Here is an 18,397-nt window from a genome sequence, read left to right as displayed (position 1 = left end):
GAACCGGGGCCCGTTCTTGCGCGAAGGGACGCGGAGGGATCAGTCGCGGGCCTCGGCCAGCAGCTTCTGGATCCGGGACACGCCCTCCACCAGGTCCTCGTCGCCCAGCGCGTACGACAGGCGCAGGTAGCCCGGCGTGCCGAAGGCCTCGCCCGGGACGACCGCGACCTCGGCCTCGTCCAGGATCAGCGCGGCCAGCTCGACGGAGCTCTGCGGGCGCTTGCCGCGGATCTCCTTGCCGAGCAGCCCCTTCACCGACGGGTACGCGTAGAACGCGCCCTCGGGGGTCGGGCAGTAGACGCCCTCGATCTCGTTGAGCATCCGCACGATCGTCTGGCGGCGGCGGTCGAAGGCGGTGCGCATCTCGGCGACCGCGTCCAGGTTCCCGGAGACGGCGGCCAGCGCGGCGACCTGCGCCACGTTGGAGACGTTCGAGGTGGCGTGCGACTGGAGGTTCGTCGCGGCCTTCACCACGTCCTTCGGGCCCACGATCCACCCGACGCGCCAGCCGGTCATCGCGTACGTCTTCGCGACGCCGTTCACGACGATGCACTTGTCGCGCAGCTCGGGCACGATCGCCGGCAGCGAGGTGAACTTCGCGTCGCCGTAGACCAGGTGCTCGTAGATCTCGTCCGTGAGGACCCACAGGCCGTGCTCGACGGCCCAGCGGCCGATCGCCTCGGCGTCGGCCTCGCTGTAGACGGCGCCGGTCGGGTTCGAGGGGGAGACGAAGAGGACGACCTTGGTCCGCTCGGTGCGGGCCGCCTCCAGCTGCTCCACGGAGACCCGGTAGCCGGTGGTCTCGTCCGCCACGACCTCCACCGGGACGCCGCCGGCGAGGCGGATCGACTCCGGGTAGGTGGTCCAGTACGGAGCCGGGACGATGACCTCGTCGCCCGGGTCGAGGATCGCGGCGAACGCCTCGTAGATCGCCTGCTTGCCGCCGTTGGTCACCAGGACCTGGGAGGCGTCGACCTCGTAGCCGGAGTCGCGGAGCGTCTTGGCGGCGATCGCGGCCTTCAGCTCGGGCAGGCCGCCGGCCGGGGTGTAGCGGTGGAACTTGGGGTTCTTGCAGGCCTCGACGGCCGCGTCGACGATGTAGTCCGGGGTCGGGAAGTCGGGCTCTCCCGCACCGAAACCGATCACCGGGCGGCCGGCGGCCTTGAGGGCCTTGGCCTTGGCGTCGACGGCGAGGGTGGCGGACTCGGAGATCGCACCGATCCGGGCGGAGACCCGACGCTCGGTGGGAGGGGTGGCAGCGCTCATGCGGCCATCGTCCCAGACCGTTTCCCGGCTCGGCACACAGGTTTCAGGGAGCGGACAGGAGCGGTCGATACCGGTCGCGGAGCGGTCCGCGGGCAGGTCGGCACGGTTCGTGTTCGACGGGAGGCCCCAAGGTCACGTACACTCACTCCTCGTTGGCCCGCACCGACCGCATCACCGATGAGGTAGGTTGGGGACGCCACGAAGGGTCGTAGCTCAATTGGTAGAGCACCGGTCTCCAAAACCGGCGGTTGGGGGTTCAAGTCCCTCCGGCCCTGCTACACACACCGCCAGGTTGTGTGCGCATGTACGTCTTCATTGCATTGTCGTGCGGCTCCACCCGGGCGCGGCACGGCCACGACCCGGAATCAGGTGAGAGATCGTGACGGACGCCGTTGGCTCCATCGACATGCCTGATGCCGAAGACGCTTCGACCGAGTCGAAGAAGAAGGGCCGCAAGGGCGGCAAGCGCGGGAAGAAGGGCCCCCTGGGCCGTCTCGCCCTCTTCTACCGGCAGATCATCGCGGAGCTCCGCAAGGTCGTCTGGCCCACGCGCAGCCAGCTCACCTCGTACACCACTGTCGTGATCGTCTTCGTGGTCGTGATGATCGGCCTGGTCACCGTGATTGACTATGGCTTCCAGGAAGCAGTCAAGTACGTCTTCGGCTGACTTTTTGTTCCACCCCATCTGTATCGCAGGAAGAAGCAGCCACCGTGTCTGACGCGAACCTGAACGACGCCTTCGAGTCCGAGTCCGTCGAGGACGAGCTGGACATCGTCGAGGCCGCCGACGAGGACGAGGACCAGGCGGAGGCTGCGGACGCCGCGGCGGACGAGGACGCCGTCGTCGAGGACGAGGACGACGAGTCCGAGCTCTCGGACGACGAGGACGTCGAGGCCGGTGAGGACGAGGCCGAGGAGACCGACGCCGAGGCCGAGGAGACCGAGGAGGAGGCCGAGCCGGCCGCCCCGGTCGACCCCGTCGCCGCCCTCCGCGAGGAACTGCGCACCCTGCCCGGCGAGTGGTACGTCATCCACACCTACGCGGGCTACGAGAAGCGCGTGAAGGCCAACCTGGAGCAGCGCGCCGTCTCGCTCAACGTCGAGGACTTCATCTACCAGGCCGAGGTGCCCGAGGAAGAGATCGTCCAGATCAAGGGCGGCGAGCGGAAGAACGTCAAGCAGAACAAGCTCCCCGGCTACGTCCTCGTCCGCATGGACCTGACGAACGAGTCCTGGGGCGTCGTCCGCAACACCCCCGGCGTCACCGGCTTCGTGGGCAACGCCTACGACCCGTACCCGCTGACCCTGGACGAGATCGTCAAGATGCTCGCCCCCGAGGCCGAGGAGAAGGCTGCCCGCGAGGCCGCCGAGGCCGAGGGCAAGCCGGCTCCGGCCCGCAAGCTGGAGGTCCAGGTCCTCGACTTCGAGGTCGGCGACTCGGTCACCGTCACCGACGGCCCCTTCGCCACCCTCCAGGCCACGATCAACGAGATCAACCCGGACTCGAAGAAGGTCAAGGGCCTCGTCGAGATCTTCGGCCGCGAGACCCCGGTCGAGCTCAGCTTCGACCAGATCCAGAAGAACTGACCGACTCCCCGGTCGTTCGCTAGATCGTCACCGAGTTTCCGAACAGGTCAGAGGGGCTGTCACAGCCCCTCTGACCTGCTCGGTTTTTGGACGCACGACCATACCCGTTATCGTTGTGCGGTATGCCTCCATCCGGATGACCGGATGGATCGGCTGAAAACTCTCACTAGGACCCGGAGAGAGCAATGCCTCCCAAGAAGAAGAAGGTCACGGGGCTCATCAAGCTCCAGATCAACGCCGGTGCGGCCAACCCGGCCCCGCCGGTCGGCCCCGCGCTCGGCCAGCACGGCGTCAACATCATGGAGTTCTGCAAGGCCTACAACGCCGCGACCGAGTCGCAGCGTGGCTGGGTGATCCCGGTGGAGATCACGGTCTACGAAGACCGTTCCTTCACCTTCATCACCAAGACCCCGCCGGCCGCCAAGATGATCCTCAAGGCCGCGGGCGTGGAGAAGGGCTCCGGCGAGCCGCACAAGACCAAGGTCGCCAAGATCACCGAGGCGCAGGTCCGCGAGATCGCCACCACCAAGATGCCCGACCTCAACGCGAACGACCTGGACGCCGCGTCGAAGATCATCGCCGGCACCGCCCGTTCCATGGGCATCACGGTCGAGGGCTGATCACCCCCCCTCGTGACCTCAGTGGTAGGGCCAAGCGCTGGTCCGCACCACGACTCCACACCCGCCACGCGGCGACAGCCGCATGGTGAAAACGCAACCAGGAGCAGAAGTGAAGCGCAGCAAGTCCCTCCGCGCTGCGGACGCCAAGATCGACCGGGAGAAGCTCTACGCTCCCCTCGAGGCCGTCCGTCTCGCCAAGGAGACCTCCACCACGAAGTTCGACGGCACCGTCGAGGTCGCCTTCCGCCTGGGTGTCGACCCGCGCAAGGCCGACCAGATGGTCCGTGGCACCGTGAACCTCCCGCACGGCACCGGCAAGACCGCCCGGGTCCTGGTCTTCGCGACCGGTGAGCGTGCCGAGGCCGCGGTCGCCGCGGGCGCCGACATCGTCGGTTCCGACGAGCTGATCGACGAGATCGCCAAGGGCCAGCGCCTGAACGAGTTCGACGCCGTCGTGGCCACCCCGGACCTCATGGGCAAGGTCGGCCGCCTCGGCCGCGTGCTCGGTCCGCGTGGTCTCATGCCGAACCCGAAGACCGGCACCGTCACCCCCGATGTCGCCAAGGCTGTCAACGACATCAAGGGCGGCAAGATCGAGTTCCGCGTCGACAAGCACTCGAACCTGCACTTCATCATCGGCAAGACCTCGTTCGAGGACGCGCAGCTGGTGGAGAACTACGGCGCGGCCCTGGAGGAGATCCTCCGTCTGAAGCCGTCCGCCGCCAAGGGCCGCTACATCAAGAAGGCCGCCATCAGCACCACGATGGGCCCCGGCATCCCGGTTGACGGCAACCGCACCCGCAACCTCCTCGTCGAGGAGGACCCGGCCGCGGTCTGAGCCCTTCCGGCTCGGTAGCAGTCAGTCCCGAAGCCGCCCCCCGTTCCTCTCCGGAGGAACGGGGGGCGGCTTTTTTCGCGTCCTCGCTGTCGTGGCCGTCCGATACGGTTCAAGGGATCGCAAAGACGAAGAGCAGAGGGTGGGGAACACCTATGAACAAGTCGACCCGTAAGCGCGCGGGCGTCGCGCTCACCGCCGTGGCCCTCGCCGCGGGCCTCTCCGGCTGCGGTGACAAGGCGGCGGGCGGCAAGGCCGCCGACGGCGTCGGGGACGTCACCCAGGCCCTCACGGCGGCCTACGAGAAGACCTCCGCCGCGAAGTCCGCGAAGTTCAGGATGACGATGGAGGTGGAGGGCGCGGGCGCCGGCATCGGCGCCGGGACCACCACCATGACGGGCGTGCAGGGCTGGGACCCGACCGTCATGGACGTCACCATGTCCGGCGGCGCCTTCGCCGCGGCGGAGGCCGCCGGCGGGCCCTCGGAGATGCGCATGGTCATGCTGGACCAGGTCATGTACATGGACATGGGCGCCAAGCAGGCCGCGCAGATGGACGGCAAGCGCTGGATGAAGATGGACCTGGCGGGGCTCGCGGAGGAGTCCGGCGACGCCTCCCTCCAGCAGCTGACCCAGGGCATGAGCGGCACCAACCAGGACCCCGCGCAGCAGCTCGCGATCCTCCTGGAGTCCCCGGGCATCAAGCACGTCGGCCCGGAGAAGGTCGAGGGCGTCGACACCGAGCACTACAAGGGCTCCGTCTCCATGGACGAGGTGCTCAAGAACGAGAAGTCGTTCCCCGGCATGACGGCGGAGCAGCGCAAGGCCTTCACCGCGAGCATCGAGAAGACCGGCGTGAAGGGCTACGACACCGAGGTCTGGGTCGACGGGAACGGCTTCCCGGCCAAGATGATCGTCGACATGAAGATGCCCCAGGGCGCGATGAAGCTGACCGCCTTCTACTCGGACTACGGCTCCAAGGCCGCCGTCCAGGCCCCGCCGGCCGGGGAGACCGTGGACTTCATGGAGATGATGAAGGGCCTGTCCGAAGCGGGCGCCGAAGGCTGATTTGCCCCTGGCCCAGGCCATCACGTACTCTTCCACAGAAGCCAAAGACCGCTGGTCGTTGCTGTGCCCTTACCGGGTGCGGTGGCCGAAGGATCCGTTGACGACGGACGACCCGCGCAGGTGACTGTGGAAAGTTCCCGGACGTTCTCGCCCGGTCGAGCTACGCCCCGTGCGCCTGCGCCGGGGCGTTTTGTTTGTTCAGCCCCTTCTGAGCGGTCCTCATCACCCGGAAGGAGGCGAACGCACTATGCCGACGCCCAACAAGGCTGCATCGGTGGCCGAGCTCAAGGACGCGTTCCAGAGCTCCAACGCCGCCGTGCTGACCGAGTACCGGGGTCTCACCGTCGCGCAGCTCAAGACGCTGCGCCGCTCGCTCGGTGAGAACGCCCAGTACGCCGTGGTGAAGAACACGCTGACCAAGATTGCGGCCAACGAGGCCGGGATCACCGCACTGGACGAGCACTTCGCTGGTCCGACCGCGGTCGCCTTCGTCACCGGTGACCCGGTGGAGTCGGCGAAGGCCCTGCGTGACTTCGCCAAGGAGAACCCGAACCTCATCATCAAGGCCGGTGTCCTTGACGGTAAGGCTCTCTCCGCCGACGACATCAAGAAGCTTGCGGACCTCGAGTCCCGCGAGGTTCTGCTCAGCAAGCTGGCCGGCGCCTTCAAGGGCAAGCAGTCTCAGGCTGCTCAGCTCTTCCAGGCTCTGCCGTCGAAGCTCGTCCGCACCGTGGACGCGCTCCGTGCCAAGCAGGCCGAGCAGGGCGGTGCCGAGTAATTCGGCTCGCGCATTGATCCGCGCCGCCTAGCGCGCGGGTCGTAGCGGGCCGTTACGCCCGCCTCTACAGACACATCGGCACCTGCCGAATTAGTGGAAGGATCGCCCATCATGGCGAAGCTCTCTCAGGACGACCTCCTCGCCCAGTTCGAGGAGATGACCCTCATCGAGCTCTCCGAGTTCGTGAAGGCCTTCGAGGAGAAGTTCGACGTCACCGCCGCCGCGGCCGTCGCCGTTGCCGCCCCCGCCGCCGGTGGTGGCGACGCTGCCGGTGCCGCCGAGGAGCAGGACGAGTTCGACGTCATCCTCGAGGGTGCCGGCGACAAGAAGATCCAGGTCATCAAGGTCGTGCGCGAGCTCACCTCCCTGGGCCTCAAGGAGGCCAAGGACCTCGTCGACGGCACCCCGAAGCCGGTCCTCGAGAAGGTCGCGAAGGAGGCCGCCGAGAAGGCTGCCGAGTCCCTCAAGGCCGCCGGCGCCTCCGTCACGGTCAAGTAAGGCCGTTTCGGCTCGCTGAGCTGACTCTCGCCCCCGTGTAACGCGGAGGCACCGAAAGGCGATCATCCATCTGGGTGGTCGCCTTTCGGCGTGCTCGGGACCCGCGTGGCGGCGGTCCCCCCGGCCTCCGGAAGCGGAGTATGGTGATCTTCGCCGTGCGCCGCTCGCAGGCGGGGGCCTTGACGAACGGCACGCCGCGCGCAATTCTCAGGACGGCCGTCATATCGATCCGTTTCCGAGGCATGGATCGATGGCCGAACGGGCAGTATCGAGGTGCGCCGCACGGCGCGAGTACCGCGGAGTTGAGAGCAACGAGGGTCGCGAAGAAGTCGCCCTGGACATCAGTGGGCCAAGTGGCTACACTGTCCCTTTGCGCTGCCTGTTAGCTGCCCCCTGCCCGTCACCAGGGGCATACCTTCGCATCAGCTTCGTGGACCGACCCTATCTGACCTGGTCTTTTGGCCACTTCAGGAAACGTCTGCCGTGAAGCGTTGCTGGGGACCGGTACGCGCGTAGTGAGTCCGAGCCCTCGGAAGGACCCCCTCTTGGCCGCCTCGCGCAACGCCTCGAACAACACGAACAACGGCGCCAGCACCGCCCCGCTGCGCATCTCCTTTGCAAAGATCAAGGAGCCCCTCGAGGTTCCGAACCTCCTCGCGCTCCAGACCGAGAGCTTCGACTGGCTGCTCGGCAACGCCGCCTGGAAGGCTCGCGTCGAGGCCGCCCTCGAGTCGGGACAGGACGTCCCCACGAAGTCGGGTCTGGAGGAGATCTTCGAGGAGATCTCCCCGATCGAGGACTTCTCCGGGTCGATGTCGCTGACCTTCCGCGACCACCGCTTCGAGCCCCCGAAGAACTCCATCGACGAGTGCAAGGACCGTGACTTCACGTACGGCGCCCCGCTCTTCGTCACCGCCGAGTTCACCAACAACGAGACCGGCGAGATCAAGTCCCAGACGGTCTTCATGGGCGACTTCCCGCTCATGACGAACAAGGGCACCTTCGTCATCAACGGCACCGAGCGTGTCGTCGTCTCGCAGCTCGTCCGCTCGCCGGGCGTCTACTTCGACTCCTCCATCGACAAGACGTCCGACAAGGACATCTTCTCCGCCAAGATCATCCCGTCCCGGGGTGCCTGGCTGGAGATGGAGATCGACAAGCGCGACCTCGTCGGTGTCCGCATCGACCGCAAGCGCAAGCAGTCCGTCACCGTCCTCCTCAAGGCCCTCGGCTGGACCACCGAGCAGATCCTCCAGGAGTTCGGCGAGTACGAGTCCATGCGCGCCACCCTGGAGAAGGACCACACCCAGGGCCAGGACGACGCGCTGCTCGACATCTACCGCAAGCTCCGTCCGGGCGAGCCGCCGACCCGCGAGGCCGCTCAGACGCTGCTCGAGAACCTCTACTTCAACCCGAAGCGCTACGACCTCGCGAAGGTCGGCCGCTACAAGGTGAACAAGAAGCTCGGCGCCGACGAGCCGCTGGACGCCGGTGTGCTCACCACCGACGACATCATCGCCACGATCAAGTACCTCGTGAAGCTCCACGCGGGCGAGACCGAGACGATCGGCGAGAACGGCAACGAGATCGTCGTCGAGACCGACGACATCGACCACTTCGGCAACCGTCGTCTGCGCAACGTCGGCGAGCTCATCCAGAACCAGGTCCGCACGGGTCTGGCTCGTATGGAGCGCGTCGTCCGCGAGCGCATGACCACCCAGGACGTCGAGGCGATCACGCCCCAGACCCTGATCAACATCCGGCCGGTCGTCGCCTCCATCAAGGAGTTCTTCGGCACCAGCCAGCTGTCCCAGTTCATGGACCAGAACAACCCGCTCTCGGGTCTGACGCACAAGCGTCGTCTGTCCGCGCTGGGCCCCGGTGGTCTCTCCCGTGAGCGGGCCGGCTTCGAGGTCCGAGACGTGCACCCGTCCCACTACGGACGCATGTGCCCGATCGAGACCCCCGAAGGCCCGAACATCGGTCTGATCGGTTCGCTCGCCTCGTACGGCCGCGTCAACGCGTTCGGCTTCATCGAGACGCCGTACCGCAAGGTCGTCGACGGCCGGGTCACCGACGAGGTCGACTACGTCACCGCCGACGAGGAGGACCGCTTCGTCATCGCGCAGGCCAACGCCGCGCTCAACGACGACATGCAGTTCACCGAGCCGCGCGTCCTCGTCCGCAAGCGTGGCGGCGAGGTCGACTACGTCGAGCCGGCGGACGTGGACTACATGGACGTCTCGCCGCGCCAGATGGTGTCGGTCGCGACCGCCATGATCCCCTTCCTCGAGCACGACGACGCCAACCGCGCCCTCATGGGCGCGAACATGATGCGCCAGGCCGTCCCGCTCATCAAGGCGGAGGCCCCGCTCGTCGGCACCGGCATGGAGTACCGCTGTGCCACCGACGCCGGTGACGTCCTCAAGGCCGACAAGGCCGGTGTCGTCCAGGAGCTGTCGGCCGACTACGTCACGGTCGCCAACGACGACGGCACGTACAACACGTACCGCCTGCACAAGTTCTCCCGCTCGAACCAGGGCACCTCGGTCAACCAGAAGGTCGTCGTCTCCGAGGGCGACCACGTGATCGAGGGCCAGGTCCTCGCCGACGGCCCCGCCACCGAAGACGGCGAGATGGCGCTCGGCAAGAACCTGCTCGTGGCGTTCATGCCGTGGGAGGGCCACAACTACGAGGACGCGATCATCCTGTCGCAGCGCCTCGTGCAGGACGACGTCCTCTCCTCGATCCACATCGAGGAGCACGAGGTCGACGCCCGTGACACCAAGCTCGGCCCCGAGGAGATCACCCGGGACATCCCGAACGTCTCCGAGGAGGTCCTCGCGGACCTCGACGAGCGCGGCATCATCCGCATCGGTGCCGAGGTCGTCGCCGGCGACATCCTCGTCGGCAAGGTCACGCCCAAGGGCGAGACCGAGCTGACCCCCGAGGAGCGCCTGCTCCGCGCGATCTTCGGCGAGAAGGCCCGTGAGGTCCGCGACACCTCGCTGAAGGTCCCGCACGGCGAGACCGGCAAGATCATCGGTGTCCGCGTCTTCGACCGCGAGGAGGGCGACGAGCTTCCCCCGGGCGTGAACCAGCTGGTCCGCGTCTACGTCGCCCAGAAGCGCAAGATCACCGACGGTGACAAGCTCGCCGGCCGCCACGGCAACAAGGGTGTCATCTCCAAGATCCTCCCGATCGAGGACATGCCCTTCCTCGAGGACGGCACCCCGGTCGACATCATCCTCAACCCGCTGGGTGTCCCGTCCCGAATGAACCCGGGACAGGTCCTGGAGATCCACCTCGGCTGGCTCGCCAGCCGCGGCTGGGACGTCTCCGGCCTCGCGGACGAGTGGGCGCAGCGCCTCCAGGCCATCGGCGCCGACCAGGTCGCCCCCGGCACCAACGTCGCCACCCCGGTCTTCGACGGTGCCCGCGAGGACGAGCTGGCCGGCCTGCTCCAGCACACCATCCCGAACCGCGACGGCGAGCGCATGGTGCTCCCGACCGGCAAGGCGAGGCTGTTCGACGGCCGCTCCGGCGAGCCGTTCCCGGACCCGATCTCCGTCGGGTACATGTACATCCTCAAGCTCCACCACCTGGTCGACGACAAGCTGCACGCCCGGTCGACCGGCCCGTACTCGATGATCACCCAGCAGCCGCTGGGTGGTAAGGCCCAGTTCGGTGGCCAGCGCTTCGGTGAGATGGAGGTGTGGGCGCTGGAGGCTTACGGCGCCGCGTACGCCCTCCAGGAGCTGCTGACGATCAAGTCCGACGACGTGACCGGCCGCGTGAAGGTCTACGAGGCCATCGTCAAGGGCGAGAACATCCCTGAGCCCGGCATCCCCGAGTCCTTCAAGGTGCTCATCAAGGAGATGCAGTCCCTGTGCCTCAACGTGGAGGTGCTGTCCTCGGACGGCATGTCCATCGAGATGCGCGACACCGACGAGGACGTCTTCCGCGCAGCGGAGGAGCTCGGCATCGACCTGTCCCGGCGCGAGCCGAGCAGCGTCGAAGAGGTCTGACGGGAGTCCGGCGGGCCTTGAGCGATCAAGGCCCGCCGGCCCCAGGACCCCCGTATCAGACCCCACAGCCTTACAACCCTGAGAGGGATTGACGCATAGTGCTCGACGTCAACTTCTTCGACGAGCTCCGGATCGGTCTGGCCACCGCTGACGACATCCGTCAGTGGAGCCACGGCGAGGTCAAGAAGCCGGAGACCATCAACTACCGCACGCTCAAGCCCGAGAAGGACGGACTCTTCTGCGAGAAGATCTTCGGTCCGACCCGGGACTGGGAGTGCTACTGCGGCAAGTACAAGCGCGTCCGCTTCAAGGGCATCATCTGTGAGCGGTGTGGCGTCGAGGTCACCCGCGCCAAGGTGCGCCGCGAGCGGATGGGCCACATCGAGCTGGCCGCTCCCGTCACCCACATCTGGTACTTCAAGGGCGTCCCGTCGCGCCTCGGGTACCTGCTCGACCTCGCCCCGAAGGACCTCGAGAAGGTCATCTACTTCGCGGCGTACATGATCACCTTCGTCGACGACGAGCGCCGCACCCGCGACCTCCCGTCGCTGGAGGCCCACGTCTCCGTCGAGCGCCAGCAGATCGAGCAGCGCCGCGACTCCGACCTGGAGAACCGCGCCAAGAAGCTCGAGTCCGACCTGGCCGAGCTGGAGGCCGAGGGCGCCAAGGCCGACGTGCGCCGCAAGGTGCGCGAGGGTGCCGAGCGCGAGATGAAGCAGCTGCGCGACCGCGCGCAGCGCGAGATCGACCGTCTGGACGAGGTCTGGTCCCGCTTCAAGAACCTCAAGGTCCAGGACCTGGAGGGCGACGAGCTCCTCTACCGCGAGCTGCGCGACCGCTTCGGCACGTACTTCGACGGCTCGATGGGTGCCGCGGCGCTGCAGAAGCGCCTGGAGTCCTTCGACCTCGAGGAGGAGGCCGAGAAGCTCCGCGAGATCATCCGCACCGGCAAGGGCCAGAAGAAGACCCGTGCGCTCAAGCGCCTCAAGGTCGTCTCCGCGTTCCTGCAGACCGCGAACAGCCCCAAGGGCATGGTTCTCGACTGCGTGCCGGTCATCCCGCCGGACCTCCGTCCGATGGTGCAGCTCGACGGTGGCCGCTTCGCGACCTCCGACCTGAACGACCTGTACCGCCGCGTGATCAACCGCAACAACCGCCTGAAGCGCCTTCTCGACCTCGGTGCTCCCGAGATCATCGTGAACAACGAGAAGCGCATGCTCCAGGAGGCCGTCGACGCGCTGTTCGACAACGGCCGTCGCGGTCGCCCGGTCACGGGCCCCGGCAACCGCCCGCTGAAGTCCCTGAGCGACATGCTCAAGGGCAAGCAGGGTCGTTTCCGTCAGAACCTGCTCGGCAAGCGTGTCGACTACTCGGCGCGTTCCGTCATCGTCGTCGGCCCGCAGCTCAAGCTGCACCAGTGCGGTCTGCCGAAGGCCATGGCGCTGGAGCTCTTCAAGCCGTTCGTGATGAAGCGCCTGGTCGACCTGAACCACGCGCAGAACATCAAGAGCGCCAAGCGGATGGTCGAGCGCGGCCGCACGGTCGTGTACGACGTCCTCGAAGAGGTCATCGCCGAGCACCCGGTCCTGCTGAACCGTGCGCCCACGCTGCACCGCCTCGGCATCCAGGCCTTCGAGCCGCAGCTGGTCGAGGGCAAGGCCATCCAGATCCACCCGCTCGTCTGCACCGCGTTCAACGCGGACTTCGACGGTGACCAGATGGCCGTCCACCTGCCGCTCTCCGCGGAGGCGCAGGCCGAGGCCCGCATCCTGATGCTGTCCTCGAACAACATCCTCAAGCCGGCCGACGGCCGCCCGGTGACGATGCCGACCCAGGACATGGTCCTCGGTCTGTTCTTCCTCACCACCGACGGCGAGCTGCGTGACACCAAGGGCGAGGGCCGCGCGTTCGGCTCCACGGCCGAGGCGATCATGGCGTTCGACGCCGGGGAGCTCGCGCTCCAGTCGGAGATCGACATCCGCTTCCCGATCGGCACCGTCCCGCCGCGCGGCTGGGTCCCCCCGGTCGCCGAGGAGGGCGAGCCGGAGTGGCAGCAGGGTGACAGCTTCCGTCTGAAGACGACGCTGGGCCGTGCGCTCTTCAACGAGCTGCTGCCCGAGGACTACCCGTTCGTCGACTACTCGGTGGGCAAGAAGCAGCTCTCCGAGATCGTCAACGACCTGGCGGAGCGCTACCCCAAGGTCATCGTGGCGGCGACGCTCGACAACCTGAAGGCGGCCGGCTTCCACTGGGCGACCCGTTCGGGCGTCACCGTGGCCATCTCCGACGTCGTCGTGCCCGAGGCCAAGAAGGCCATCGTCAAGGGCTACGAGGAGCAGGACGAGAAGGTCCAGAAGCAGTACGAGCGCGGTCTCATCACGAAGGAAGAGCGCACTCAGGAGCTCATCGCGATCTGGACCAAGGCGACCAACGAGGTCGCCGAGGCGATGAACGCGAACTTCCCGCGGACGAACCCGATCTTCATGATGGTGGACTCGGGCGCCCGAGGAAACATGATGCAGATGCGTCAGATCGCCGGTATGCGTGGTCTGGTGTCCAACGCCAAGAACGAGACGATCCCGCGTCCCATCAAGGCGTCGTTCCGCGAGGGCCTCACCGTCCTCGAGTACTTCATCTCGACGCACGGTGCCCGTAAGGGTCTCGCCGACACCGCCCTGCGTACCGCCGACTCGGGTTACCTGACCCGTCGTCTGGTGGACGTCTCGCAGGACGTCATCATCCGCGAGGAGGACTGCGGCACCGAGCGCGGTCTGAAGCTGCGGATCGCGGCCAAGGACGAGTCCGGTGTCCTGCGGAAGACGGACGACGTCGAGACCTCCGTGTACGCGCGGATGCTCGCCGAGGACGTCGTCGTCGACGGCAAGGTCATCGCGCCGGCCAACGTCGACCTGGGCGACGTGCTCATCGACGCCCTGGTCAACGCGGGCGTCGAGGAGGTCAAGACCCGCTCGGTCCTGACCTGTGAGTCCGCCGTCGGCACCTGTGCCTTCTGCTACGGCCGCTCGCTGGCCACCGGCAAGCTGGTCGACATCGGTGAGGCGGTCGGCATCATCGCCGCCCAGTCCATCGGTGAGCCCGGTACCCAGCTGACGATGCGTACCTTCCACACCGGTGGTGTGGCCGGTGACGACATCACCCAGGGTCTGCCGCGTGTCGTCGAGCTCTTCGAGGCGCGTCAGCCCAAGGGTGTCGCCCCGATCTCCGAGGCGGCCGGTCGCGTCCGCATCGAGGAGACCGAGAAGACCAAGAAGATCGTCGTCACCCCGGACGACGGCACCGACGAGACGGCCTTCCCGATCTCGAAGCGTGCCCGTCTGCTCGTGGGCGAGGGCGACCACGTCGAGGTGGGCCAGAAGCTCACCGTGGGTGCCACCAACCCGCACGACGTGCTCCGGATCCTCGGTCAGCGCGCGGTCCAGGTCCACCTGGTCGGCGAAGTCCAGAAGGTCTACAACTCGCAGGGCGTGTCGATCCACGACAAGCACATCGAGATCATCATCCGGCAGATGCTGCGCCGCGTGACGATCATCGAGTCCGGCGACGCGGAGCTCCTCCCGGGCGAGCTGGTCGAGCGCTCGAAGTTCGAGCAGGAGAACCGTCGCGTGGTCACCGAGGGCGGTCACCCCGCCTCCGGCCGTCCGCAGCTGATGGGTATCACCAAGGCCTCGCTCGCGACGGAGTCCTGGCTGTCGGCCGCCTCCTTCCAGGAGACGACCCGAGTCCTGACGGACGCGGCGATCAACGCCAAGTCCGACAGCCTCATCGGCCTCAAGGAGAACGTCATCATCGGTAAGCTCATCCCGGCCGGTACGGGTCTGTCCCGCTACCGCAACATCCGGGTGGAGCCGACCGAGGAGGCCAAGGCGGCGATGTACTCGTCCGTCGGCTACGACGACCTCGACTACTCGCCGTTCGGCACCGGCTCCGGCCAGGCCGTTCCGCTGGAGGACTACGACTACGGTCCGTACAACCAGTAGGCGAGTCGCTCGACCGAAGGGCGGTCACCCCGTTGCGCACGGGGTGGCCGCCCTTCGGGGTTTCACCGGGAGGCGAGCTCCCAGAGCGCGACGAGCACGCCCGCGCCCGCGGTCATCGCCGCGATCGAGGCGAGCGGCCAGCGGGACCGTTCCAGGTCGTCGAGGCGGGCCTCGTGGTCGGCGAGCTGCTTGTCGGTCTGGTCGCTGCGCTGGACGAGCAGGGCGAGCGAGCCGTCGACGCGGGCGAAGCCGGCTTCGAGGGTGCCGCGGAGCCGTTCCAGTTCGAGCGCCACCGCCACCGGGTCGTTCGGGTCAGCCTCGGTCATCGGCGCCGCCCGGGTCCGTCCGCAGCCACGAGGGCAGCAGGAGCTGTACGGCGGGGACCGCCATGGCCCGGGTGAGGGCGCCCGCGACGGCGAGCGCGCCGGCGACCCGGGGCAGGGTGGCGGGGATGCCGGAGGCGTCGACGAGCGCCGGCAGGACCAGGGCGAGGGCGACGGCGGTCTGCAGCACGGTGCGGGCCGTGCGCTTCGCGGCTTCGGACATGGGTCATGACTCCTTACGGGGTGTACGGGACCTTCAGCGCGTTCCAGGAGGCGGCGCCGGGCCAGCCGTCGGCGTCGGCGCCGCGGAAGCCGAGCTTCTGCTGCCAGGCGGCGTACGACCGGCGGTCGGCCTCGGACCAGCGGGGCCCCGGGCCCACCTGGTAGCGGCCGCAGCCCTCGGCCGTCAGCCGGCGGCCCATCGCGGTGATCACCGGTGAGCTGGGGGCGCCCCGGAAGAACGAGGTGCCGGGGAAGGGGTGGAGCTTCGGGGCGGGCCGGGCGGCCGGGGGCTTCCCGGCGGGGGCGGCGCCGAGCCGCTTCTGCACCCGGTCGCGCATCCCGGGCATGCCGAAGCCCCGCGGGTCGCTCTTCCAGTCGGACCACTCCCGGTGGCCGATGACGGACCGGGCGCCCCACCCGTGGGCGCGGCAGAGGGCGGCGGAGACCCGTTCGATCGCGTCGAGCTGGGCGGCCGGCCAGGGGTCGGCGCCGTCGCCGAGGTTGACGCACTCGAAGCCGTAGAAGCGGGAGTTGCCGTCGACGGCGCCGGGGCTGCCCTGGTGCTCGCGCGGGGCCGGCGGCCGGTCGCCGTACGCCTCGGTGACGACGGCCCGCAGGACGGACGGGTCGCCGCCGTCGGCGTGGTTGGCGCGGCCGTCGGAGACGAGGTGGACGGTGCCGTCCTTGGCGATCACGCCGTGGCAGAGCGGGCCTGGCAGGCCGTCGTAGCCGTCGAAGCACAGGGCGACGGAGGACGCGGTGCCGCTGGAGACGGTGTGGTGGATCATGACGCCGGCGACGGGGCCCCAGGCACCGGCGTGGTTGCGGTGGTGGCCGCGCCAGCCGGGGTGCTCGACGACGGTGACGCCTTCGGCGCGGAGCGCGGCGAGGAACCGGTCCGCGGACAGGGGAGTGGCCAACTCTGTTCTCCTCCAGACATGCGAAGACCCCGGCCGTCGGCGGCGCGGGGCGGGACGGGACACGGGACGGGGCGGGCCTAAGGGGCGGGCTCCGGCTCCGGCTCGGGGGCGGGCGGGGCGGGGGCCCAGGCGGCGCAGAGCGCGGCGAAGGAGGCCCGGCGGGTCTCGAAGTCGGCGAGCGCGGCGGTGACGGCCCGGACGACGGCCGCCGGGTCGGGCACGGCGGGGCGGCCGCCCGCGGGCTGGACCAGGGCGAGGCCGTGGCCGCGGAGCTGGGCGCCGCCCTCGCCGCTCTCGGCGACCTGGGCGCTCACGTACACCGCCGGGTACTCGCCGGTCATCGGGTCGGGCACCAGGGGGCCGCCGAGGGTGCTGTCGTACAGCCGCAGTTCGACGGTGTGGCCGTCCTCGGTGAGGGCGGCGCGGCCGGCGTAGTCGATGGCGACGCCCCAGGGCTGGGTGGGGTCGGGGGTCATGCGGGGCTCCTCTTCCGGGGGAGGGCGGGGGTCAGGTCTGGCGGCCGTGCATCAGCACGGTCTGGGCGTAGACCGTGCCGGAGGCGCTGGTGACGAGGGCCTGGACCTCCACGGTGAGGTCCTTGCCGAAGTCGGTCTGCATGTCGGTGGTGACGGCGGCGGTGTGGTCGAAGACCCCGCCCGCTGCGACGGCCGGGCCGAACGGCACGCCGCCGACCAGGACCCGGACCTGGCCGGCGGCCCCGGAGGAGACCCGGGTCAGCAGCCGCAGCCGCAGCTTGGGCTGCCAGAGCGGGTTCTGCGACTGGGCGACGGTCGTCCAGGCGGTGGAGGTGGTCGCCGGCCAGCTCGCGGTGGCCATGTTCTGCGGCGGCAGCATCGGCAGCCAGGGCCGGGCGAGGCCGCCGGTGATGACGTCGTCGGAGACGATCTCGTGGCCGTACGCGTCGTTGACCCGCAGCACGGGCTTGGAGCCGCCCGGGCCGGTGGTGGAGAACTGGGCGACGAGGGTGACCGGGTCCTCCGGCCGGGCCTGCCGCTTCAGGGCGAGCGAGCCGTTGGTGATCTCGGTCAGCGGCGGACGGGTGTTGACCGCCGTGGACAGCGCGTTCAGCCGGCGTTCCATCTGGAGCAGCCGGTCGACGATGTTCTCGGGCAGCAGGGCCATCAGGCTTCCTCCAGGGCGAGTTCGGCGGTGTCGGGGCGGCCCCGCTCGGCCGGCCGGACCTTCACGCCGACGATCCGGTAGCGGGCGTCGAGGCCCGTCGGATGCCATTCGTCGGTGATCCGGATGCGGGCGGTGCGGCCGAGGAGCGCCGAGGGGACGACCTCGGAGAGCCGGACGCTGATCTCGGGGATCAGCACCGAGCCCTGCGCCTCCTTCAGGACGGCCGCGGCGAGCGTGTCGAGCGTGCGCTTGTCGCTGACGTCGTTGTAGTCCGTGGACAGGTCCAGCTGCGGCCAGCGGTCGGGCAGGTCCCTGGCGGGGATCTCCTCCGACAGGGTCGGCCGGGACTCGGCGGCGGCGTTGGCGTTGGTGGAGGCGCCGCGGGCGAGCGAGGTGGTGCCGCCGCGGGTGGCGTCGTCCGGGAGGGAGTAGCTGAGGATGCTGCCGGGGCGGTCGAAGACCATGTCCGTGGCGCCGGTGCGGATCCGGGGCGAGCCGAGGCGGAGCCGGCGGCGGCGCACGCGGCGCCCGTCGCCGGAGTCGTGGTAGACGAGGACCTGGTACTCGACCCCGTCCTCGTACGCGCTCAGCTGGTCGAGCGCCTCCTGGTAGACGGTCTCGTCGCCCATCCGCCAGGAGACGGTCCGCGGCACCGGCGCCGAGGGCACGTCGTCGCCGGGGTCGATCGCGCTGGCGCCGAGGCCGGGGCCGAGCTCCTCCCAGATGCGGCGGACGATCTGGAACTGCTCGACCTCGCTGAACTTGAGCGCGTCGGTGCGGATGCGGCGCCGGGCGGCGTACGAGTCGAAGGTGGACGCCTGGATGCCGAGGGTCACCACGCCCCGGTCGCTGCCCTGGAGGTTGGTGGTCCAGACGATGCCGCCCCACCACAGGAAGCCGCCGCGCTCCAGGTAGACGGTGGTCCGGCCGGGCTTGATCTTGTGGGCGCGCTCGGCCATGGCGCGGTCGGGGACGGGCACGGTGCCGGAGAGCGAGCCGGCCCGTCCGATGTAGTCCTCGAAGGAGACGTCCCGCAGCGGCAGGATGTCGAGGGTCTGGTCGGTCACCAGGTCGCAGAAGACGGCCCGGTAAGGGGTGTCGAGACTCATGGG

16 protein-coding genes and 1 tRNA gene are annotated in these 18,397 nt (G+C 68.8%); 10 read left to right on the top strand and 7 right to left on the bottom strand.

The window, feature by feature from the left end; all coding sequences use genetic code 11:
* Positions 1-39 precede the first annotated feature (39 nt).
* On the bottom strand, positions 40-1,266 hold the full coding sequence (locus tag IE326_RS08805) for a pyridoxal phosphate-dependent aminotransferase (RefSeq protein WP_150230707.1): 1,227 nt from the start codon (positions 1,264-1,266) through the stop codon (positions 40-42).
* A gap of 202 nt (positions 1,267-1,468) precedes the next feature.
* Between IE326_RS08805 and IE326_RS08800 the strand changes: the two genes are divergently transcribed.
* The 10 genes from IE326_RS08800 (at position 1,469) to IE326_RS08755 (ending at position 14,677) form a co-directional block, all read left to right on the top strand.
* Positions 1,469-1,541 (top strand) — tRNA-Trp (locus tag IE326_RS08800).
* Positions 1,542-1,645: 104 nt separating this feature from the next.
* Positions 1,646-1,933, top strand: a complete 288-nt coding sequence (secE, locus tag IE326_RS08795) for a preprotein translocase subunit SecE (protein WP_150230709.1) — start codon at positions 1,646-1,648, stop codon at positions 1,931-1,933.
* Between the two features lie 44 nt (positions 1,934-1,977).
* Positions 1,978-2,853, top strand: a complete 876-nt coding sequence (gene nusG, locus IE326_RS08790) for a transcription termination/antitermination protein NusG (protein WP_190041211.1) — start codon at positions 1,978-1,980, stop codon at positions 2,851-2,853.
* Positions 2,854-3,038: 185 nt separating this feature from the next.
* Positions 3,039-3,473, top strand: a complete 435-nt coding sequence (gene rplK / locus IE326_RS08785; protein WP_030494213.1) for a 50S ribosomal protein L11 — start codon at positions 3,039-3,041, stop codon at positions 3,471-3,473.
* A gap of 109 nt (positions 3,474-3,582) precedes the next feature.
* Positions 3,583-4,311 carry a 50S ribosomal protein L1 gene (rplA, locus tag IE326_RS08780; RefSeq protein WP_190041210.1) on the top strand — a complete coding sequence of 243 codons (729 nt, stop codon included), beginning with the start codon at positions 3,583-3,585 and terminating at the stop codon, positions 4,309-4,311.
* 152 nt (positions 4,312-4,463) lie between these two features.
* Entirely contained in the window at positions 4,464-5,375 is a 912-nt protein-coding gene (locus IE326_RS08775; protein ID WP_190041209.1) for an SCO4651 family lipoprotein, read from the top strand.
* Between the two features lie 247 nt (positions 5,376-5,622).
* Positions 5,623-6,153, top strand: a complete 531-nt coding sequence (rplJ, locus tag IE326_RS08770; RefSeq protein WP_030757401.1) for a 50S ribosomal protein L10 — start codon at positions 5,623-5,625, stop codon at positions 6,151-6,153.
* Between the two features lie 111 nt (positions 6,154-6,264).
* Complete coding sequence (gene rplL, locus IE326_RS08765; protein WP_150230718.1) at positions 6,265-6,651, top strand: 50S ribosomal protein L7/L12; 387 nt, start codon at positions 6,265-6,267, stop codon at positions 6,649-6,651.
* Positions 6,652-7,196: 545 nt separating this feature from the next.
* A complete protein-coding gene (gene rpoB / locus IE326_RS08760) occupies positions 7,197-10,679 on the top strand; it encodes a DNA-directed RNA polymerase subunit beta (RefSeq protein ID WP_150230720.1) in 3,483 nt (1,160 codons plus the stop codon).
* Between the two features lie 98 nt (positions 10,680-10,777).
* Positions 10,778-14,677, top strand: coding sequence for a DNA-directed RNA polymerase subunit beta' (locus IE326_RS08755; RefSeq protein WP_150230722.1), 3,900 nt, complete (start codon positions 10,778-10,780; stop codon positions 14,675-14,677).
* A gap of 62 nt (positions 14,678-14,739) precedes the next feature.
* On the opposite strand, the gene IE326_RS08750 is transcribed toward IE326_RS08755, so the two are convergent.
* The 6 genes from IE326_RS08750 to IE326_RS08725 all read right to left on the bottom strand — a co-directional run bounded on the left by IE326_RS08750 (position 14,740) and on the right by IE326_RS08725 (position 18,394).
* Positions 14,740-15,003, bottom strand: a complete 264-nt coding sequence (locus tag IE326_RS08750) for a hypothetical protein (RefSeq protein WP_150230724.1) — start codon at positions 15,001-15,003, stop codon at positions 14,740-14,742.
* Positions 14,990-15,223 carry a hypothetical protein gene (locus IE326_RS08745; protein ID WP_190041208.1) on the bottom strand — a complete coding sequence of 78 codons (234 nt, stop codon included), beginning with the start codon at positions 15,221-15,223 and terminating at the stop codon, positions 14,990-14,992. Before IE326_RS08745 ends, IE326_RS08750 begins: the two co-directional genes overlap by 14 nt.
* A 13-nt stretch (positions 15,224-15,236) precedes the next feature.
* Positions 15,237-16,142, bottom strand: coding sequence for a peptidoglycan-binding protein (locus IE326_RS08740; RefSeq protein ID WP_190041207.1), 906 nt, complete (start codon positions 16,140-16,142; stop codon positions 15,237-15,239).
* Positions 16,143-16,219: 77 nt separating this feature from the next.
* Positions 16,220-16,618 (bottom strand): ATP-binding protein, encoded by a 399-nt coding sequence (locus IE326_RS08735; protein WP_170313856.1) that lies wholly within the window; start codon positions 16,616-16,618, stop codon positions 16,220-16,222.
* 31 nt (positions 16,619-16,649) lie between these two features.
* On the bottom strand, positions 16,650-17,285 hold the full coding sequence (locus IE326_RS08730; RefSeq protein ID WP_150230732.1) for a hypothetical protein: 636 nt from the start codon (positions 17,283-17,285) through the stop codon (positions 16,650-16,652).
* Positions 17,285-18,394 (bottom strand): hypothetical protein, encoded by a 1,110-nt coding sequence (locus IE326_RS08725; protein WP_150230734.1) that lies wholly within the window; start codon positions 18,392-18,394, stop codon positions 17,285-17,287. The genes IE326_RS08730 and IE326_RS08725 overlap by 1 nt, the downstream gene beginning before the upstream one ends.
* Positions 18,395-18,397: the final 3 nt, after the last annotated feature.

Origin of the sequence: Streptomyces filamentosus (genome assembly GCF_014654895.1) — a bacterium.
GTDB lineage: Bacteria > Actinomycetota > Actinomycetes > Streptomycetales > Streptomycetaceae > Streptomyces > Streptomyces filamentosus.
This window is presented reverse-complemented; position numbering and strand designations above follow the sequence as displayed.